The organism is Streptomyces sp. GESEQ-35 (assembly GCF_017948485.1).
GTDB lineage: Bacteria > Actinomycetota > Actinomycetes > Streptomycetales > Streptomycetaceae > Streptomyces.
Window position 1 is genome coordinate 175,264 of sequence record NZ_JAFFSX010000012.1, and the last position, 16,074, is coordinate 191,337.

General features: G+C 71.4%; 12 protein-coding genes. 3 read left to right on the top strand and 9 right to left on the bottom strand.

The genetic code is table 11. The annotated features are described in order from the left end of the window. Nucleotides 1–124 precede the first annotated feature (124 nt). A complete protein-coding gene (locus tag KCH87_RS24085; protein ID WP_210588297.1) occupies nt 125–1,723 on the top strand; it encodes a S8 family peptidase in 1,599 nt (532 codons plus the stop codon). An 18-nt stretch (nt 1,724–1,741) separates the two neighbouring features. Here the strand turns inward: KCH87_RS24085 and KCH87_RS24090 are convergent, their stop codons facing one another. The 9 genes from KCH87_RS24090 to rsmI form a co-directional block, all read right to left on the bottom strand. Continuing rightward, a complete protein-coding gene (locus tag KCH87_RS24090) occupies nt 1,742–3,724 on the bottom strand; it encodes an ATP-binding protein (protein WP_210588298.1) in 1,983 nt (660 codons plus the stop codon). Nucleotides 3,725–3,854: 130 nt separating this feature from the next. Beyond that, on the bottom strand, nt 3,855–4,631 hold the full coding sequence (locus KCH87_RS24095; RefSeq protein WP_210588299.1) for an MHYT domain-containing protein: 777 nt from the start codon (nt 4,629–4,631) through the stop codon (nt 3,855–3,857). A 68-nt stretch (nt 4,632–4,699) separates the two neighbouring features. Beyond that, nucleotides 4,700–5,806 carry a peptidoglycan recognition family protein gene (locus KCH87_RS24100; protein ID WP_308298896.1) on the bottom strand — a complete coding sequence of 369 codons (1,107 nt, stop codon included), beginning with the start codon at nt 5,804–5,806 and terminating at the stop codon, nt 4,700–4,702. Between the two features lie 184 nt (nt 5,807–5,990). Next, on the bottom strand, nt 5,991–6,884 hold the full coding sequence (locus tag KCH87_RS24105; protein WP_210588300.1) for a 4-(cytidine 5'-diphospho)-2-C-methyl-D-erythritol kinase: 894 nt from the start codon (nt 6,882–6,884) through the stop codon (nt 5,991–5,993). Next, entirely contained in the window at nt 6,881–7,774 is an 894-nt protein-coding gene (gene rsmA, locus KCH87_RS24110) for a 16S rRNA (adenine(1518)-N(6)/adenine(1519)-N(6))-dimethyltransferase RsmA (RefSeq protein ID WP_210588301.1), read from the bottom strand. Before rsmA ends, KCH87_RS24105 begins: the two co-directional genes overlap by 4 nt. A gap of 134 nt (nt 7,775–7,908) precedes the next feature. Continuing rightward, nucleotides 7,909–9,402, bottom strand: a complete 1,494-nt coding sequence (locus KCH87_RS24115; protein WP_374199024.1) for a ubiquitin-like domain-containing protein — start codon at nt 9,400–9,402, stop codon at nt 7,909–7,911. Between the two features lie 145 nt (nt 9,403–9,547). Next, nucleotides 9,548–10,429: a TatD family hydrolase gene (locus tag KCH87_RS24120; RefSeq protein WP_210588302.1), complete on the bottom strand. Its 882-nt coding sequence runs from the start codon at nt 10,427–10,429 to the stop codon at nt 9,548–9,550. 46 nt (nt 10,430–10,475) lie between these two features. Continuing rightward, on the bottom strand, nt 10,476–10,874 hold the full coding sequence (locus KCH87_RS24125) for a hypothetical protein (RefSeq protein WP_210588303.1): 399 nt from the start codon (nt 10,872–10,874) through the stop codon (nt 10,476–10,478). Between the two features lie 263 nt (nt 10,875–11,137). Continuing rightward, a complete protein-coding gene (gene rsmI, locus KCH87_RS24130) occupies nt 11,138–11,989 on the bottom strand; it encodes a 16S rRNA (cytidine(1402)-2'-O)-methyltransferase (RefSeq protein WP_210588304.1) in 852 nt (283 codons plus the stop codon). 62 nt (nt 11,990–12,051) lie between these two features. Here rsmI and KCH87_RS24135 point away from each other — a divergent pair, with 62 nt between their 5' ends. Both KCH87_RS24135 and KCH87_RS24140 read left to right on the top strand, forming a co-directional pair. Further along, nucleotides 12,052–13,791: a dolichyl-phosphate-mannose--protein mannosyltransferase gene (locus KCH87_RS24135; protein ID WP_210588305.1), complete on the top strand. Its 1,740-nt coding sequence runs from the start codon at nt 12,052–12,054 to the stop codon at nt 13,789–13,791. Between the two features lie 127 nt (nt 13,792–13,918). Beyond that, nucleotides 13,919–16,069, top strand: a complete 2,151-nt coding sequence (locus KCH87_RS24140; protein WP_210588306.1) for a LamG domain-containing protein — start codon at nt 13,919–13,921, stop codon at nt 16,067–16,069. Nucleotides 16,070–16,074: the final 5 nt, after the last annotated feature.

Consider the following 16,074-nt stretch of genomic DNA (forward strand, 5'->3'; position numbering starts at 1 on the left):
TACCCGGACGTAGGGATTCCCCTAATTGACGTGACCTCGACAAGACCGTCACCGTAGCCACGCAGGACCGCCACCCCCCACGCCCCAGATCCCGTGCACGTTCCACGAGAGGGGAACCACCCCCATGTCCGGTCCGCACTCCCCAGGTCGCCGCAGACCAGGTGCCCTCGCCGCGCTTCTCGCCACCACCGCCGTACTCGCCGTGAGCGCCGCGACCGTCGCCCCCGCGGCCGCGGCCGCCCCCGCCGAGGGCGTGATCGTCGGCGCCGGCGCCGAGGGCGCCGTCAAGGACAGCTACATCGTCACCCTGAAGGACAACGCCGGCTTCCGCGCCGCCTCCACCAAGGGCAAGGCGCTCGCCACCCGCTACGGGGCCGAGGTCGAGCGCACGTACAAGACGGCGCTCAACGGCTACGCCACCGAGATGTCCGAGACCGAGGCCAAGCGGCTCGCCGCCGACCCGGCCGTGGAGAAGGTCGTCCAGAACAAGACCCTCCACATCAACGACACCCAGACCAACCCGACCTGGGGTCTGGACCGCATCGACCAGGCCGACCTGCCGCTCGACTCCGCGTACACCTACCCGGACAGCGCGGGCAGCGGCGTGACGGCGTACATCATCGACACCGGCGTCCGGATCACCCACACCGACTTCGGCGGCCGTGCCTCCTACGGCTACGACGCCGTCGACGGCGACACCACCGCCGACGACGGCAACGGCCACGGCACGCATGTCGCCGGCACGGTCGCGAGCGCGACGTACGGCGTCGCCAAGGCCGCGGACATCGTCGCCGTGCGCGTCCTCGACGACGAAGGCTCCGGTACGACGGACGGTGTGGTCGCGGGCATCGACTGGGTGACCGAGAACGCCCAGTTCCCGGCCGTCGCCAACATGTCGCTCGGCGGCAGCGCCGACTCCGTGCTGGACGAGGCCGTCGAGAACTCCATCGCGGCGGGCGTGACCTACGCGGTCGCCGCCGGGAACGACAACACCAACGCCTCCTCCAACTCCCCGGCCCGCGTCGCCTCGGCGATCACCGTGGGCGCCTCGACCAGCGCCGACGCCCGGTCGTCGTTCTCGAACTACGGCAGCGTGCTCGACATCTTCGCGCCGGGATCGAGCATCACCTCGACGTACAACACCTCCAACTCCGCCACCGCCTCCCTCTCCGGTACGTCGATGGCGTCCCCGCACGTCGCCGGCGCGGCCGCCGTCTACCTGGGCGAGAACCCGAGCGCCACGCCCTCCCAGGTGGTCTCGGCGCTGACCTCGGCGGCGTCGTCCAACACGCTCACCAGCGTCGGCACCGGCAGCCCCAACCTGCTGCTCCAGGTCACGCCGGCCGGTGACGGAGACGGCGGCGGCGACACCGGTACGGCCTTCGAGTCGGCCACCGACGTGTCGATTCCCGACGCGGGCTCCGCCGTCTACTCGCCGGTCACCGTGAGCGGCCTGACCGGCAGCGCGCCCAGCGATCTCTCGGTGTACGTCAACATCGTCCACACCTACCGCGGCGACCTGGTGATCGACCTGGTCGCGCCGGACGGTTCCACCTACCGCCTGAAGAGCAGCAGCTCCTCCGACTCCACGGACAACGTCGACGCCACGTACACGGTCGACGCCTCCAGCGAGACAACGGTCAACGGGACCTGGCAGTTGAAGGTCCAGGACGTCTACAGCGCGGACACCGGCTACATCAACAGCTGGAAGCTGACCTTCTAGGAGCGTGCGCCCCGGGGTTCACCCCCCGGGGCGCTGCTGCGGAATCAGCGCCGACGCGGGAGCCAGTCCGCGCCCCTGCGCCGCATGCTCGCCCACCGGCATGTCGTCGCGCATCAGGGACTCGGGTATGTGGACCGCGGCCGTCACACCGCCGTTCGGCGAGGTGCGCAGCTCCACGCCGAGACCCTGCCGCTCACGCAGCCGGTTGACCACGAACAGGCCGATCTGCTTGGCGTCGAGGAGGTCGACCTTCTCGGACTCGATCTTGCGGTTGGCCTCGGCGAGGGCGTCCTCGTTCATGCCGAAGCCGCTGTCCTCGACCTCGATGAGCACGCCGTCCCGGATACGCGCCGCGCGCAGCTGCACCTGGGCGCTGGGCGGCGAGAAGGCGGTGGCGTTCTCGACGAGTTCGGCGAGCAGATGGATGACGTCGGCGACGGAGCCGCCGGCCAGGGAGACCCGGGGAACCGCCCAGATCTGTACCCGTGAGGCGCCCTCGATCTCGGCGACGGCGGCGCGCAGCACGTCGGAGAGGGGGATCGGGTCGCGCCAGCCACGGCCCGGCGCGATGCCGGAGAGGATCAGCAGGCTCTCGGAGTGGCGGCGCATCCGGGTGGCGAGGTAGTCGACGCGGTAGAGGTCGTCCCGCTCGGCCTGATCCTGCTGGCGTCGCTGCATCGCCTCGAGCAGGTCGAGTTGGCGGTGGAGCAGCACCTGGCTGCGGCGGGCGAGGCTGACGTACACCCCGGAGATCCCGCTGAGCAGTTCGGCGCGCTCGGCGGCGGCCTTGAGGGCGGCCCGCTGGACGGCGGTCAGGGCCGTGCCGACCTGGGCGAGTTCATCGCCGACCAGGCGTCGCATGGGGGCTTCGGCGTCGATGTCGACGCCCTGTCCGGCGTGCAGCCTGCGCATGGCCTGGGGCAGCCGGCGGCCGGCCACCTCCAGGGCGTCGTTGCGCAGGTCGAGGAGTTCGACGATGAGGCCGCGTCCGACGAGCACGGAGACCAGCAGCGACAGCAGCACACCGACCAGACCGAGGACGACGGCGACGCCGGAGGCGCCGAGCGTGTCCCAGCCGAACGGGTCGGCCTGGGCGGTGGCGCCCGTACCGGCCCTGGTCTCGGCCGCCGTCAGGCCTTTGAGCACGTCGGAAACGGCCGTGTCCCAGCCTTCGAGGAACCCCGCCGACACGGCCGACGCGCCGGGTCCGGCACTGCTGACCCGGTTCTCGATGGCCTGCACGCGCGCGTACGCGTCGCCGTCCAGGACGTCCTCGTAGGCCGCCCGGTGCGCGGACTTCAGATCGTCCACCGCCGGCTGGAGCAGCTCGCGCTGGGTGGCGACGGCGCCCACGAACTGCGCGTACTGCTCCTGCGTGAGCGCCCCGCTCACGGCACCGGCGCCCAGGAGTGCCTGCTGGCGCGCGACCGCCTCGCGCGCGCGGGCGAGTTCGAGCACCACGCGCGCCTCGGACGCGGCGTCCGTGCCGTCGTCGTCGGTGAGCGCGCCCATCACCGCGAAGCCGTGCTCGATGACCGTCGTGTAGTTCGTGTACGTCGCCGAGGACTTGGCGCTCTTCGCGGTCGCCTCGGTGCGCAGCGCCGCGAGGCCGCCGGCGTCGCTCTCCAGCCGGTCGATGCGCCCCGGCAGGCTCGCGTCGAGGAGGGCGGCGTCGGTGCTGGAGACGTTGATGCCGTCCAGGAGGGCCGCGGCGGTCCTGTCGGTGGCCGCGCGGGCGGTCGCGTACGCGTCCGGCGCGGCCGTGCGCCGCAGAACGGCGGTCCGTTCCGCCTGGAGCACGGTGACGAAGTCGCTGACGGGGGCGAGCAGTTCGGAGTTGACGTCCTTGGCGCGCTCGGTGGCGCCGATGCTGGACGCGGTGGTCACGGCGGCGAAGCCCCACAGCGCCATCAACGACACGATGGGCAGCAGAAGCAGGGCAATGATCCTCGCCCGCACGGATCTGGGACGCAACCGGTCGGTGGGTCGGGGAACGCGCATGGGGAGCCTCGTTAGGGGGACTGGCAAAGCCGGGGACGATAGCGCCCCAAAGGGGCGCGGGGAACTGCGCGACCAGCCACGACGGCGCCGCAGCCAACCGACGACCGATCGCGCCACTCACAGCGAAGCGTCACGCGGCAGTGCTGAGTTCGACCTCGCGCAACAGCTCCGCAGCAGACTCATGTCGCTTACCGGTCGGAGACAGAGCGACATACGCGGCGGCCAGGAACAGGAACGACCCGAGCACCACGGCGAGCGGGAAGATGAACTCCGTGGCGGTGGCGCCGGGCAGCGCCGCACTGCTCGGCTTGAGGGAGATGCTCACGGCGTACATCGCGGTGTAGTGCATGCTGCTCACCGCGAGCCCCATGACGAGCGCGGCGGCGGTGGCCAGCACGGGCCCCCGCACGATGAGCGTCAGCGTGAGCGCGGCGGTCGCGGCGACCACGGCGATCAGGACCGAGGCGATGACGAGCACGGGATCGAAGTCGACCTCGCCGTGCAGGTTGAGGGCCGCCATGCCGGTGTAGTGCATGGCGGCGACGCCCAGTCCGGTGCCGAGGCCGCCGAGCAGGACGGATGTCACCCGGGAGCGCCCGTAGCCGGCGGTGAAGACACCGGCCGCGACCACCGCGACGGCGATCAGCAGGCTGAGGGCGGTGAGCGGGACGTCGTAGCGGATGGGGGAGCCGTCGACGCTGAAGCCCAGCATGGCCACGAAGTGCATGGTCCAGATCCCGGAGCCGATGGCGAGGGAGGCCAGCAGCAGCCAGTTCCGCTTGGAGGAGCCGACGGCCTCCAACGCCCGCACTGTGCAGCGCAGCCCGAGGGCCGAACCGACGCAGGCCATCACATAGGACAGGACGGGGGTGACCCATCCGGCGCTGAAGTGGTCCATGTGCCCCATAGGGGGGTTCCTCTCGGGCATGGCGCGGCCAGGCAGGCCGCACACAGGGGGGATACCGGAGAGCCCGGTCAGGAAAGCACGCCGGCGGCTGCCGCGCGGACCTCGCCGAGGAGGTCGTACATCGTCTGGCCGGGGCAGTCGGTCTCCAGCCAGTCACGGTGCCCGCTGATCGTGTTCACGTCCTTGGTCACGCCGTTGACCGGGTTGACGAAGGTGACCTGCGCCTGCGGGTCCAGGCCCTTGAAACGGGTGATCACCTTGATCAGACGGATCAGCGAGGCCTTGGCCGCGTCCGTCGGCGGCTGGGCGACCAGGTTGCCGAGGAGGGCGATGCCGAGGTTGCCGGAGTTGAAGCCCGCCGTGTGGAAGGCGGTGACGAGGTTGCCGCTCGGGTCGAAGGCCGGGATGAGGTCGTCGCCGGAGTAGCGGCCCTCGTAGACGGTGCCCGCCTCGTCGATGAGGAAGTGGTAGCCGATGTCGCCCCAGTCGTTGGTGATCGCGTGGAACTCGTAGATGCCGCGCACGGTCGCCGCCGGGTCGGGGTCGGCGTTCGGGGTGTCCGTGTGGTGGACGGTGATCGTCTGCAACGGGTAGTACGTCTCGGGCGAGTTGACCTTCCCGTCCTTGTAGCGCTTCGACTCGTCGGCGCCCCACGCCGGCCGCGACAGGTACCGCACACCACGCACCCGGGTCGGCTCGGTCGGCACCCGGAAGGTCTTGCCGGTCCCGCCGGTCGTGTCGATCGCCAGCGAGTGCACCCCGCTCGCGCTCGCCCCGTCCGGTGCCTTCAGCTCGTACGCGGTGGCGTCCCCCGCCGCCACGAGCGCCGTCCCGCCGTTCTCGACGGTCGCGCAACCGCCGCGCAGCTCCTGCCACTTGCCGTCCGCCAACCGGATCCCGGCACCGTCCGCCGCGCCGGTCCAGCGGACCCCGACGTACGAGATGGCGAAGGCGGTGGTGGTCTCGGCGGTGCCGGTGGCGGCCTCGGTGCGCGTGGCCGGGAACTTCTGCGGCTCGGTGCCAGGAGTATCCGACAGGTCGGAGTCCGAGTCCGTGGTCGCGAAGACGACCGGGGTCAGGGCGGCGCCGGCGGCCACCGCACCGCCGGCGGCTATGACGCCGCGTCGGGACAGAGAGCGCTTCCTGCGGTGGGCGGGATCGGGGGATGCAGACACGGAGGTGCCTCCAGGGTCAGTTCACTCGGGGGGATACCACGCCGCGCGCACTCTGCGACGGCGAGTGCTTGAAGTTGAAATGACCCTACGTGCCACATCCGCCCCACCCGCACCAACCCAGGCCAAGGAACGGTGAATTCACTGTGCCTGTCGGACAAATAGGGCCGGTTCCTGAACCTGGGGTTCAGAGCACGGTGGCGCCCGGCGCCGGTCCCGAGGCCTGCCGTACGGACCGGCAGGTGCCGGACGCGAGGAGTGCCTCCGCGACCTTCGACGCCGACTCCCGGTCCCGGGCGAGGAACGCCGTCGTCGGACCGGAGCCGGAGACCAGCGCCGTCAGCGCGCCGCCGCCGCGGCCCGCGGCGAGGGTGTCGGCCAGCTCCGGGAAGAGCGAAAGGGCGGCGGGCTGAAGGTCGTTGGAGACGGCGGCGGCGAGCGCGTCGGGGTCGCCCTTCGCGGCTGCGTCCAGGAGTTCCTGGGAGGCCACGGGCTCGGGGATGTCCAGGCCCTCGGCGAGCCGGTCGAACTCACGGAACACGGCCGGTGTCGACAACCCGCGCTCCGCCATCGCGAACACCCAGTGGAAGGTGCCGCCGACCTCAAGCACCGTCAGCTTCTCGCCCCGTCCGGTCCCGAGCGCGGCCCCGCCGACCAGACTGAACGGCACGTCACTGCCCAACTCGGCGCAGATGTCGAGGAGTTCCTCACGCGAGGCGTTCGTACCCCACAGCGCGTCACAGGCAAGCAGCGCACCGGCCCCGTCCGCACTCCCGCCCGCCATTCCGCCGGCCACGGGGATGTCCTTGACGATGTGGATGTGCACTTGGGGAGTACGGCCGTGGCGCGCGGCCAGCGCTTCCGCCGCGCGCGCAGCCAGGTTCGTACGGTCCAGGGGGACCTGGTCGGCGTCGGGCCCCTCGCAGGTCACGCCGAGTGCGTCGGCCTCGGTGACGGTGATCTCGTCGTAGAGGCCGACCGCGAGAAACACGTTGGCCAGATCGTGGAACCCGTCGGGCCGCGCGGCGCCCACGGCGAGCTGGACATTGACCTTGGCGGGAACGCGAACGGTGACGCTCACTGCTGACCGGGCTCCTTGTTCTCGGCGGCGCTCTTGCCGTTCTCGGCGATGCGGGCGAACTCCTCGACGGTCAGCGACTCGCCACGGGCCTGCGGTGAGACACCGGCGGCGACGAGGGCCGTCTCCGCGGCCGCGGCCGACCCGGCCCACCCGGCGAGCGCGGCGCGCAGCGTCTTCCTCCGCTGGGCGAAGGCCGCGTCGACGACGGCGAACACCTCACGCCTGGAGGCCGTCGTCTTGATCGGCTCGGCCCGCCGGGTGAGGGACACGAGTCCGCTGTCGACATTGGGTGCCGGCCAGAAGACGCTCCGCCCGATCGCGCCGGCCCGCTTGACCTCGGCATACCAGTTGGCCTTCACGGACGGCACGCCGTACACCTTCGACCCGGGCGGGGCGGCCAACCGGTCGGCGACCTCCGACTGCACCATCACCAGCGTGCGCTCGATGGTGGGGAAGGTCTGGAGCATGTGCAGCAGCACCGGCACGGCCACGTTGTACGGCAGATTCGCCACCAGCGCGGTCGGCGCGGGCCCCGGCAACTCGGTCACCTGCATCGCGTCGGAGTGCACGAGCGCGAACCGCTCGGCCCGCTCCGGCATCCGGGCGGCGACGGTGGCGGGCAGCGCGGAGGCGAGGACGTCGTCGATCTCGACGGCGATGACCCGGTCGGCGACCTCCAGCAGGGCGAGGGTGAGCGAACCCAGTCCCGGCCCCACCTCGACGACCACGTCATCGGGCCGCACGTCGGCGGTACGGACGATCCGGCGGACCGTGTTCGCGTCGATCACGAAGTTCTGACCGCGCTGCTTGGTGGGACGCACACGTAGGGCTGCCGCCAGCTCGCGGATGTCAGTGGGCCCGAGTAGGGCATCGGGGGTGGGGCTACTCACGGGACAAGGGTACGGGTCGCGGGCCGCGGGCATTCGGGGCGTCTGCGGAGGGTGTGCATTCTGCGGGCCGGTGGGGGCTGGTCGCGCAGTTCCCCGCGCCCCTTCAGGGGCGCGGTGCTGCGCCCCGCGACCGCTCACCTGTGCAGCCGTGACCCACAGTGCGGCCACGGACTCGCCCCCCGCCGCACATACAGCCTCTTCGCCCGCTGCGTCTGTTCCGCCGCCGACGCATCCTGCGGCCGCCCACTGCCCCCAAGGCTCCGCCACGTCTGCGTATCGACCTGATACAGCCCTCCGTACGTCCCCGAAGGATCGACCGCGCTCGCCCGCCCCCCGGACTCACAGGCCGCCAGCCCCTGCCAGTTCAGGCCGTCCGCCCCCTGCACGGAGGTGGGCATCGGCTTCGTCCCCACCTTCACCACCCGGTCCCGCGCCTCCCGCACCACCTCGTCCTTCACCCGCCGCGGCTTCTGCTTGACCCCGTTGACGGTCCGCAGCACATATGTGATCCGCCGCAGCCCCGCCTGTCCGGCCCGGTCGACGACCTCCGTCCCCTCGAACAGCGAGGGATCCTCCACCCGCCGGATCTCAACCGGAATCGCCTCGTCCCGCACCTCCTTGGTCCGGGTGATCCGCAGGACGGAGACGGTCTGCCCGTCCCGCGGGAAACTCCCCGGCGCGACGGACGTGGTGTCCTGCCCCCGCAGGCTGACACCGGCCTCCTCGACGACCTCGCCCACGGTCGCCGCGTTCGTGCGAACGGTCCGCGCCCGCCCGTCCGCCATCACCGTCACGGAGCGTTCGGTGCGCACATCCAGCGCGAGCCCCTCACGCCCGATGGTCCGCAGGCGCGAAGTGGACACGTAGGCGCCCTCCGCCCGCACCCCCAGCTGCTTGAGCGCCGCTTTCACCGTGCGCGCCGTCGTCCACACCTCGTGCCGCTGACCGTCGAGGGTGAGCCGGAGGGGTCGCCCGTACTGCACCTCGACCTCGTCACCGCTGGCGAGCGCCGCACCGGGGGCGGGCGCCACTACGTCGTGCGCCCCCATCTCCACGCCCTCCTCCGCAAGCAGTTCGGTCACGTCGTCCGCGAAGGTGTGCAGCGTGCGCGGCTGCCCGTCGACGCTCAGCTCGATCGCCTTGTCCTTGGCGACGAACGCGGAGGTGCCGCCCGCGAGGAACGCGACGACCAGCGCCTGCGGCAGCAGCCGGCGCATGGAGCCGTCCGCGCGCTCGGTGTACCGCGGCTTGCGCCGACGCGTGGCCCGCCGGCTTCCCGCGGCGCGCGTGACGGGAGCGGGCGCCTCGTCGTCATCGGCCGCACTCCCCGCCTGCCGCGGCAGCACCGGCTCCAGCACCTCGTAGGCCGGCGCGTAGGTGTCCCCGTACGCCCAGGCGGTCTCCCCCGGCACCCCGTCGGGCGCCAGCCCCACGCCATACGCCAACGTCTCGGCGCTGTACGGATCGAAGGCACCGCTCGACGCGTCGTACGCCGGTCCCACCCCGGACACGTACGGCCCGTACGCCTCGTACGGCACGTCCACTCCGTACGACGACTCCCACGCGTACTGCGAGTCCTGCACGTTCTGCGCGTACTGCGAATTCCGCGCGTACTGCGAGTTGCTCACGCCGACACGCTCCAGAAGGCCAGAGGGGTCCGGATCGGGCCCAGAACCTAGCGGAGCGATGGTCACTCAACAAAGCGACGTGATTACTCAGAGTGGTGACAGGGTGGAGAATGTACCGAAGTGGGCGTTATCGGACGGTTATCCGTCAGTACCCGAAGGCACGCGCCGTGTTCGCGCCGAGGGCCGCCGCCAGCGCGTCCTCGTCGATCCCCCGCACGGCGGCCATGGCGCGCACCGTGATCGGAATGAGATAGGGGGCGTTGGGCCGTCCGCGGTACGGCATCGGTGTCAGGAAGGGCGCGTCGGTCTCCACGAGGACCAGCTCCAGCGGGGCCACGGCGACGGCGTCGCGCAGATTCTGGGCGTTCTTGAAGGTGACGTTCCCGGCGAAGGACATGTAGTAGCCGGCGCGAGCGCAGATCTCCGCCATCTCCGCGTCGCCCGAGTAGCAGTGGAACACCGTCCGCTCGGGCGCCCCCTCCTCCTTCAGCACGCGCAGCACGTCCGCATGGGCGTCGCGGTCGTGGATGACCAGCGCCTTGCCGTGCCGCTTGGCCATCTCCACATGCGCGCGGAAGGACCGCTCCTGTGCCGCCTTGCCCTCGGGCCCGGTCCGGAAGTAGTCGAGTCCCGTCTCGCCGACTGCCTTCACATGGGGCAGCGCGGCCAGCCGGTCGATCTCGGCGAGCGCCTCGTCGAGCCCCGCGTCGCCGCCCGGCTCGCGCGCCCCCTGCCGGGACCATCCGTCGGGGTCGCCGTGGACGATGCGGGGGGCTTCGTTGGGGTGCAGGGCGACGGCCGCGTGGACGGCGTCGTGCGCCGCCGCCGTGTCCGCCGCCCACCGCGAGCCGCGTACGTCACATCCGACCTGCACGACCGTCGTCACGCCGACCGCCGCGGCCTTCGCCAGCGCCTCCTCCACCGTGCCGGACTGCATGTCGAGGTGGGTGTGCGAGTCGGCGACGGGCACCCGGAGCGGCTCGGGCAGCGGCGGTGCGGGGTTCTTGTCGGACGCGTTCGAAGGCATGCCCCGATCCTACGAAAGGGGCATGCCTCCCCAGCGGGCGACCGGGTCAGCTCGCCTTGCGGTGGAACACGTGCAGCAGATCGGAGAGGTGCCAGTGGTGGGGTTCCCGGGCGGCGGGCTCCGGCAAATCGACCGGCTCCGCCTGACTCGGCAGCGGACGCGGCTGATGCGCGGCCTCCCGCACCGACGACACCTGTCCCGCCCGCATGATCCGTACGACATGGTTGTCGCAGTTCTGACAGGTGGGCCGGCTCAGCGGGGACGGCACCACCCGCCCGTCCGCCACATACAGGACGAACTCACGGTCCTCGGCGTCCTTGTGGTGCTCTATCTCGTACGACTGCTCCCAGCCGTGCCCGCAGCGCATGCAGGCGAAGGAATACGACTCGTTCACGACGGCTGTCGCACCATTGCGGAGGCCGGTCTGCCCTGCGATCTCACTCATGCCAGCTCCTCTGGTCCGCTGGACGGGGACGGATTGCGTCCCTTCGACCAGTGGACTCCTCCACCGGCATGAGCGCTGCAGTCCTGTCGAGTGTTGGAGGCATTTTGGCGATCCCTTGTGGAAGGGGCCCGAACACGGGGTCTGTGCTTTGCCTTTACCAACAGCCCTTTACCGGCGTATGGGGCGCAAAGCGCCCCGTCAGGGGCGCGGGGAACTGCGCGACAAGCCCCCACCGGCCCGCAGCCCGCGACGACGACAAGCCATCAACGGCGCTTCGCAGCAACAACCGCATCAAAAACCTGCCGCTTGGGCACACCCGCCTCCACGGCGACCGCAGCAATCGCCTCCTTGCGAAGCTCCCCCGCCTCCTCGCGCACCCGCACGCGCCGCACCAACTCCTCCGCGTCGAGTTCCCCCGCCCCCTTCGCGGGCGCCCCCTCGACGACGACCGTGATCTCGCCGCGCACCCCCTCCGCCGCCCACGCGGCCAGCTCCCCGAGCCCACCCCGCCGTACCTCTTCGTACGTCTTCGTCAGTTCCCGGCACACGGCGGCCCGCCGCTCCTCGCCGAACACCGAGGCCATCGCGACGAGCGTTTCGTCGATCCGGTGCGTGGACTCGAAATACACCAGCGTCCGCTGCTCCTCCACGACCTCCCGCAGCCGCGACAGCCGCTCCCCCGCCTTGCGCGGCAGGAACCCCTCGAAGCAGAACCGGTCGACGGGCAGCCCGGACAGCGCGAGGGCGGTCAGCACGGCCGACGGCCCCGGCACCGCGGTCACCCGGATGTCCTGCTCGACGGCCGCGGCCACCAGCCGGTACCCGGGGTCGGACACCGACGGCATCCCCGCGTCCGTGACGAGCAGCACACGCGCGCCGCCCAGGAGTTCCTGGACCAGCTCGGGCGTGCGGGCGGTCTCGTTGCCCTCGAAGTACGACACCACGCGCCCCTTGGGCGTCACACCGAGCGCCTGGGTGAGCCGCCGTAGCCGCCGGGTGTCCTCGGCGGCGACGACATCGGCGCCCGCCAGCTCCTCGGCGAGCCGGGGCGGGGCGTCCGCGATGTCGCCGATGGGGGTACCGGCAAGGACCAGGGTTCCGGGCTCAACTGTCACGTTTCTATCCTCGCAGCCCCCATGCGCGGGACTCCCACAGAAGGGTTCCCTACGATGGCGCGGTGACCAGTACCGCGTCCTCCACGGACACCCGGCAGGGCCAGGCCCTCCACGACCAGCGGCCGTCGTGGCAGCAGCGGCTGCGCCGTTTCGGCTATTCGGCAGGGCCCAGAACCGATGTGCAGGGCCGCCTGGTGCCGCCGTACACCCGGCCCAGCCCGCGTCTGTGGGCGGCCATCGGACTGCCGCAGGCGCTGGTCGAGCGGCTGATCCGCTGGTCGGGCTGGGGCGGTCCGCTGCTGGTGACGCTGTTCGCGGGCGTGATCCGGTTCTGGAACCTGGGCAACCCGAAGGCGGTGATATTCGACGAGACGTACTACGCCAAGGACGCGTGGGCGCTGGTTCACCGCGGGTTCGAGGTCAACTGGGACAAGAACGTCAACGACCTGATCCTGTCCTCGAACGGGAACGTGCCGATTCCGACGGACGCGTCGTACGTCGTGCACCCGCCGGTGGGCAAGTACGTCATCGGGCTGGGCGAGCTGATGTTCGGGTTCGATCCGTTCGGCTGGCGGTTCATGACGGCGCTGCTCGGCACGCTCTCCGTGCTGATGCTGTGCCGGATCGGCCGCCGGATCTTCCGTTCGACCTTCCTCGGCTGTCTCGCGGGCGCGCTGATGGCGGTGGACGGACTGCACTACGTGATGAGCCGCACCGCGCTGCTCGACGGCGTGCTGATGTTCTTCGTGCTCGCGGCCTTCGGCTGCCTGGTCGTCGACCGCGACAAGGCGCGCGAGAAACTCGCCGCCGCGCTGCCCGCCGACGCCGACGGCCGGGTCCGCCCGGACGCGTACACGGCCGAGAACACGAAGTTCGGCCTGCGCCCCTGGCGACTGCTGGCCGGGCTGATGCTGGGTCTGGCCATCGGCACGAAGTGGAACGGCCTCTACATCCTCGCGGCCTTCTGCGTGCTGGCCGTGCTGTGGGACGCCGGCTCCCGCAAGGTCGCCGGCGCCCGCCACCCGTACCAGGCGGTGCTCCGGCGCGACCTGGGCTGGACGTTCCTGTCGACGGTGCCGGTCGCCGTGGTCACGTACATCGCCTCCTGGATCGGCTGGATCCTCTCCCCGGCGGACGGCACCGGCGGCTACTACCGCAACTGGGCCGCGACCGACGGCAAGAACAGCGACTGGTCCTGGCTCCCGGACTGGGTGCGCAGCCTGTGGCACTACGAGCACCAGGTCTACGAGTTCCATGTGGGCCTCTCCTCGCCGCACACGTACCAGTCGAACCCGTGGAGCTGGATCGTCGACGGCCGCCCGGTGTCGTACTTCTACGAGTCCCCCTCGCCCGGCAAGGACGGCTGCCCGGTCGACGCGGGCGAGAAGTGCGCGCGCGAGGTGCTGGCGCTCGGCACGCCGCTGCTGTGGTGGGTGGCCGCCTTCGCGCTCCTGTACGTGCTGTGGCGCTGGTTCTTCCGCCGCGACTGGCGTGCGGGCGCGATCGCCTGCGGTATCGCGGCCGGCTATCTCCCCTGGTTCATGTACCAGGAGCGCACGATCTTCTTCTTCTACGCGGTCGTCTTCCTGCCGTTCCTGTGCCTGGCCGTCGCGATGCTGCTCGGCGCGATCATCGGCCCACCGGGCTCCAGCGACACCCGCCGCGTGGCGGGCGCGACGGGCGCGGGCGTGCTGGTGCTGCTGATCACCTGGAACTTCATCTACTTCTGGCCGCTGTACACCGGCACGGCGATCCCGATCGACGACTGGCGGTCGCGGATGTGGTTGGACACCTGGGTGTAGCCGGGCAGCCCACCTGCTCCGACGGCCCGTCAGAAAACCGTACCGGCAATGTCGGTGGCCGCTGTTAGCCTCCTCCCGCTCGGCCGTCCGACGATCGAGCATTCATCCAGGGGAGGGGTATTCGTCCATGTCAGGAAGATCACGAAGATTCAGGACGCGAGGCCTGCTGGTGGGCAGTTGCCTCGCGGCGGTCTTGGGGGCGGCCGCACCGGGCACCGCGTACGCGGCGGAGACGGAGAACCTGCCGCCCGTCGTCCAGGACCTCCAGACCGAGTTCAAGGACTGCGCGACAGGTGACACGCCGGCCTACGTCGGACGTCCTCCGGTCCTCACCGCCCGGCTGACCGATCCGGTCGAGGACGACCGCGTCGGTAACCCGGAGCAGCTCTCCGCCGAGTTCGAGATCTGGTGGTCGGACGCGAACGGCGCCGAGCAGCGCCGCTCCTTCACCACCGGCCCGGCCTACCCGGACCGGATCCACCGCATCGCCGTCCCGGACGACATTCCGGCCGACACGGTCATCTCCTGGCACGTCCGCGCCAACGACGGCACGGTCGACTCCGCCTGGAGTTCCGAGGCACCCGGCGCCGCATGCCGGTTCGTCTACGACGACCAAAGCCCGGCCGCTCCCGTGGTGAGCTCGCCGGAGTACCCCGCGGAGACATGGTGGGTCGGCGGGGTCGGCGTCTACGGCAGCTTCACCATGGACTCCCCCTCGCCGGACGTCGACGAGTACCAGTACGGCTTCATCGGCGGCCCGTACGGCACCGTGCGCCCCTCCGAGCTCGGCGGACCGGCCACGATCCGCTTCGTCCCGCTGAGCAACGCCCCGCAGCGGCTCAGCGTCCAGGCCCGTGACCGCTCCGGCCGGATGAGCGGGCGCACCGACTACACGTTCTACCCGAAGGCAGCGAGCGAGCCGGTCTCGCGCTGGAAGCTCGCCGACGCGGCCGGCTCCACCACGGCGGCTGCCGAGGCGGGCCAGGCGGCCCGGGCGGGACGCGGCGTGACCTTCGGCGGCCCTGTGCCCCCGGGCACCCCGCTCACCTCCACGGCCACCCTCGACGGCAGCGGCCACGGCTTCCTCACCACGGACGCCCCGGCCGTCGACAGCGGCAGGACCTTTGCCGTCGGCGCCTGGGTGCGCCCGGCGGAGACCGGCCGCGCCATGACCGTACTGAGCCAGGACACCGCGTCCGGCACGGCCTACGCCCTCGGCCTGGACGCCCCTGAGCACGCGACCGCCGCCTGGACCTTCGCTCTCGGCGGCGCGAAGGTCGCCGGCGGCACTCCGGAGGCCGGTGAGTGGGCCTACCTGCTGGGCGTCTACGACACCGAGACCGGGCACGCCCAACTCTTCGTCAACGGCCACGAGGTCGGCACCGAGGCCGAGGCCGCCCCGGTCACGGCGGACGGCGCGTTCCAGATAGGCCGGATCCGCGGCACGAACGGCTACCGGCAGCGCTGGCACGGCGATATCGGCGACGTCCGGGCGTACGACCGTCTCGTCGTCCCACAGGAGGTGACCGAGCTCGCCGGCCGCAAGCCGGACCTGCTCGGCCACTGGTCGTTCAGCACGGCCGCCGACGGCAGCACGCCCGAGAACAACGGCGGTTCGCCGCTGCGGCTCGGGACGGGCGCGTCGATCTACCGGGGTCCGGACAACTCCTGCCTCCCCGACATCGACCCCGACTGCCCGTGGAAGCCGTACCCGCTGGTCGGCGAGGGGCACCTGGCGCTGGACGGCGAGAGCGGTCACGCGGTCCTCGACGCCCCCGTGGTGGACACCGGTGACAGCTTCACCCTCGGAGTCGTCGCCAGCATTCAGGACGCCGACGCCACCCGGCCGATGACGGTCCTCTCGCAGGCCGGTGACCACACCGACGCGTTCAGGCTCCGCTACGACCCGTCGACGCACGCCTGGCAGCTGATCATGCCGGAGCGGGACGAGGCGGGCGCACCCGAGACGGTCGTCTCGCAGGTCACGACGCCGACCGGCGGCAGCGGCCAGGGCACGCGGCTGGCCGTCGTCTACGACGACGCGACCGACACGGTCAAGCTCTACGCCGACGGCTACACGAACGCCGGGGCCACCGCCCACCTCAGCAACGGCTGGACGAGCACCGGCCCGCTCCAGGTGGGGCGTGGCGGTACGGCCGACGGCTGGGGCGAGTACCTGAAGGGCGACGTCGACGAGATCCAGGCGTACGCGGGCGCTCTGGATGACGACGACATCATCGGCCTCGGGAGCGAGACCGACCCCTGCCTGTGCGGCTGAAGCAC

Excerpts from the sequence above, each read along its gene's own strand:
- KCH87_RS24085 (WP_210588297.1), top strand. The coding sequence starts at position 125 with ATGTCCGGTCCGCACTCCCCAGGTCGCCGCAGACCAGGTGCCCTCGCC.
- KCH87_RS24090 (WP_210588298.1), bottom strand. The coding sequence starts at position 3,724 with ATGCGCGTTCCCCGACCCACCGACCGGTTGCGTCCCAGATCCGTGCGG.
- KCH87_RS24095 (WP_210588299.1), bottom strand. The coding sequence starts at position 4,631 with ATGGGGCACATGGACCACTTCAGCGCCGGATGGGTCACCCCCGTCCTG.
- KCH87_RS24120 (WP_210588302.1), bottom strand. The coding sequence starts at position 10,429 with ATGCCTTCGAACGCGTCCGACAAGAACCCCGCACCGCCGCTGCCCGAG.
- KCH87_RS24125 (WP_210588303.1), bottom strand. The coding sequence starts at position 10,874 with ATGAGTGAGATCGCAGGGCAGACCGGCCTCCGCAATGGTGCGACAGCC.
- KCH87_RS24140 (WP_210588306.1), top strand. The coding sequence starts at position 13,919 with ATGTCAGGAAGATCACGAAGATTCAGGACGCGAGGCCTGCTGGTGGGC.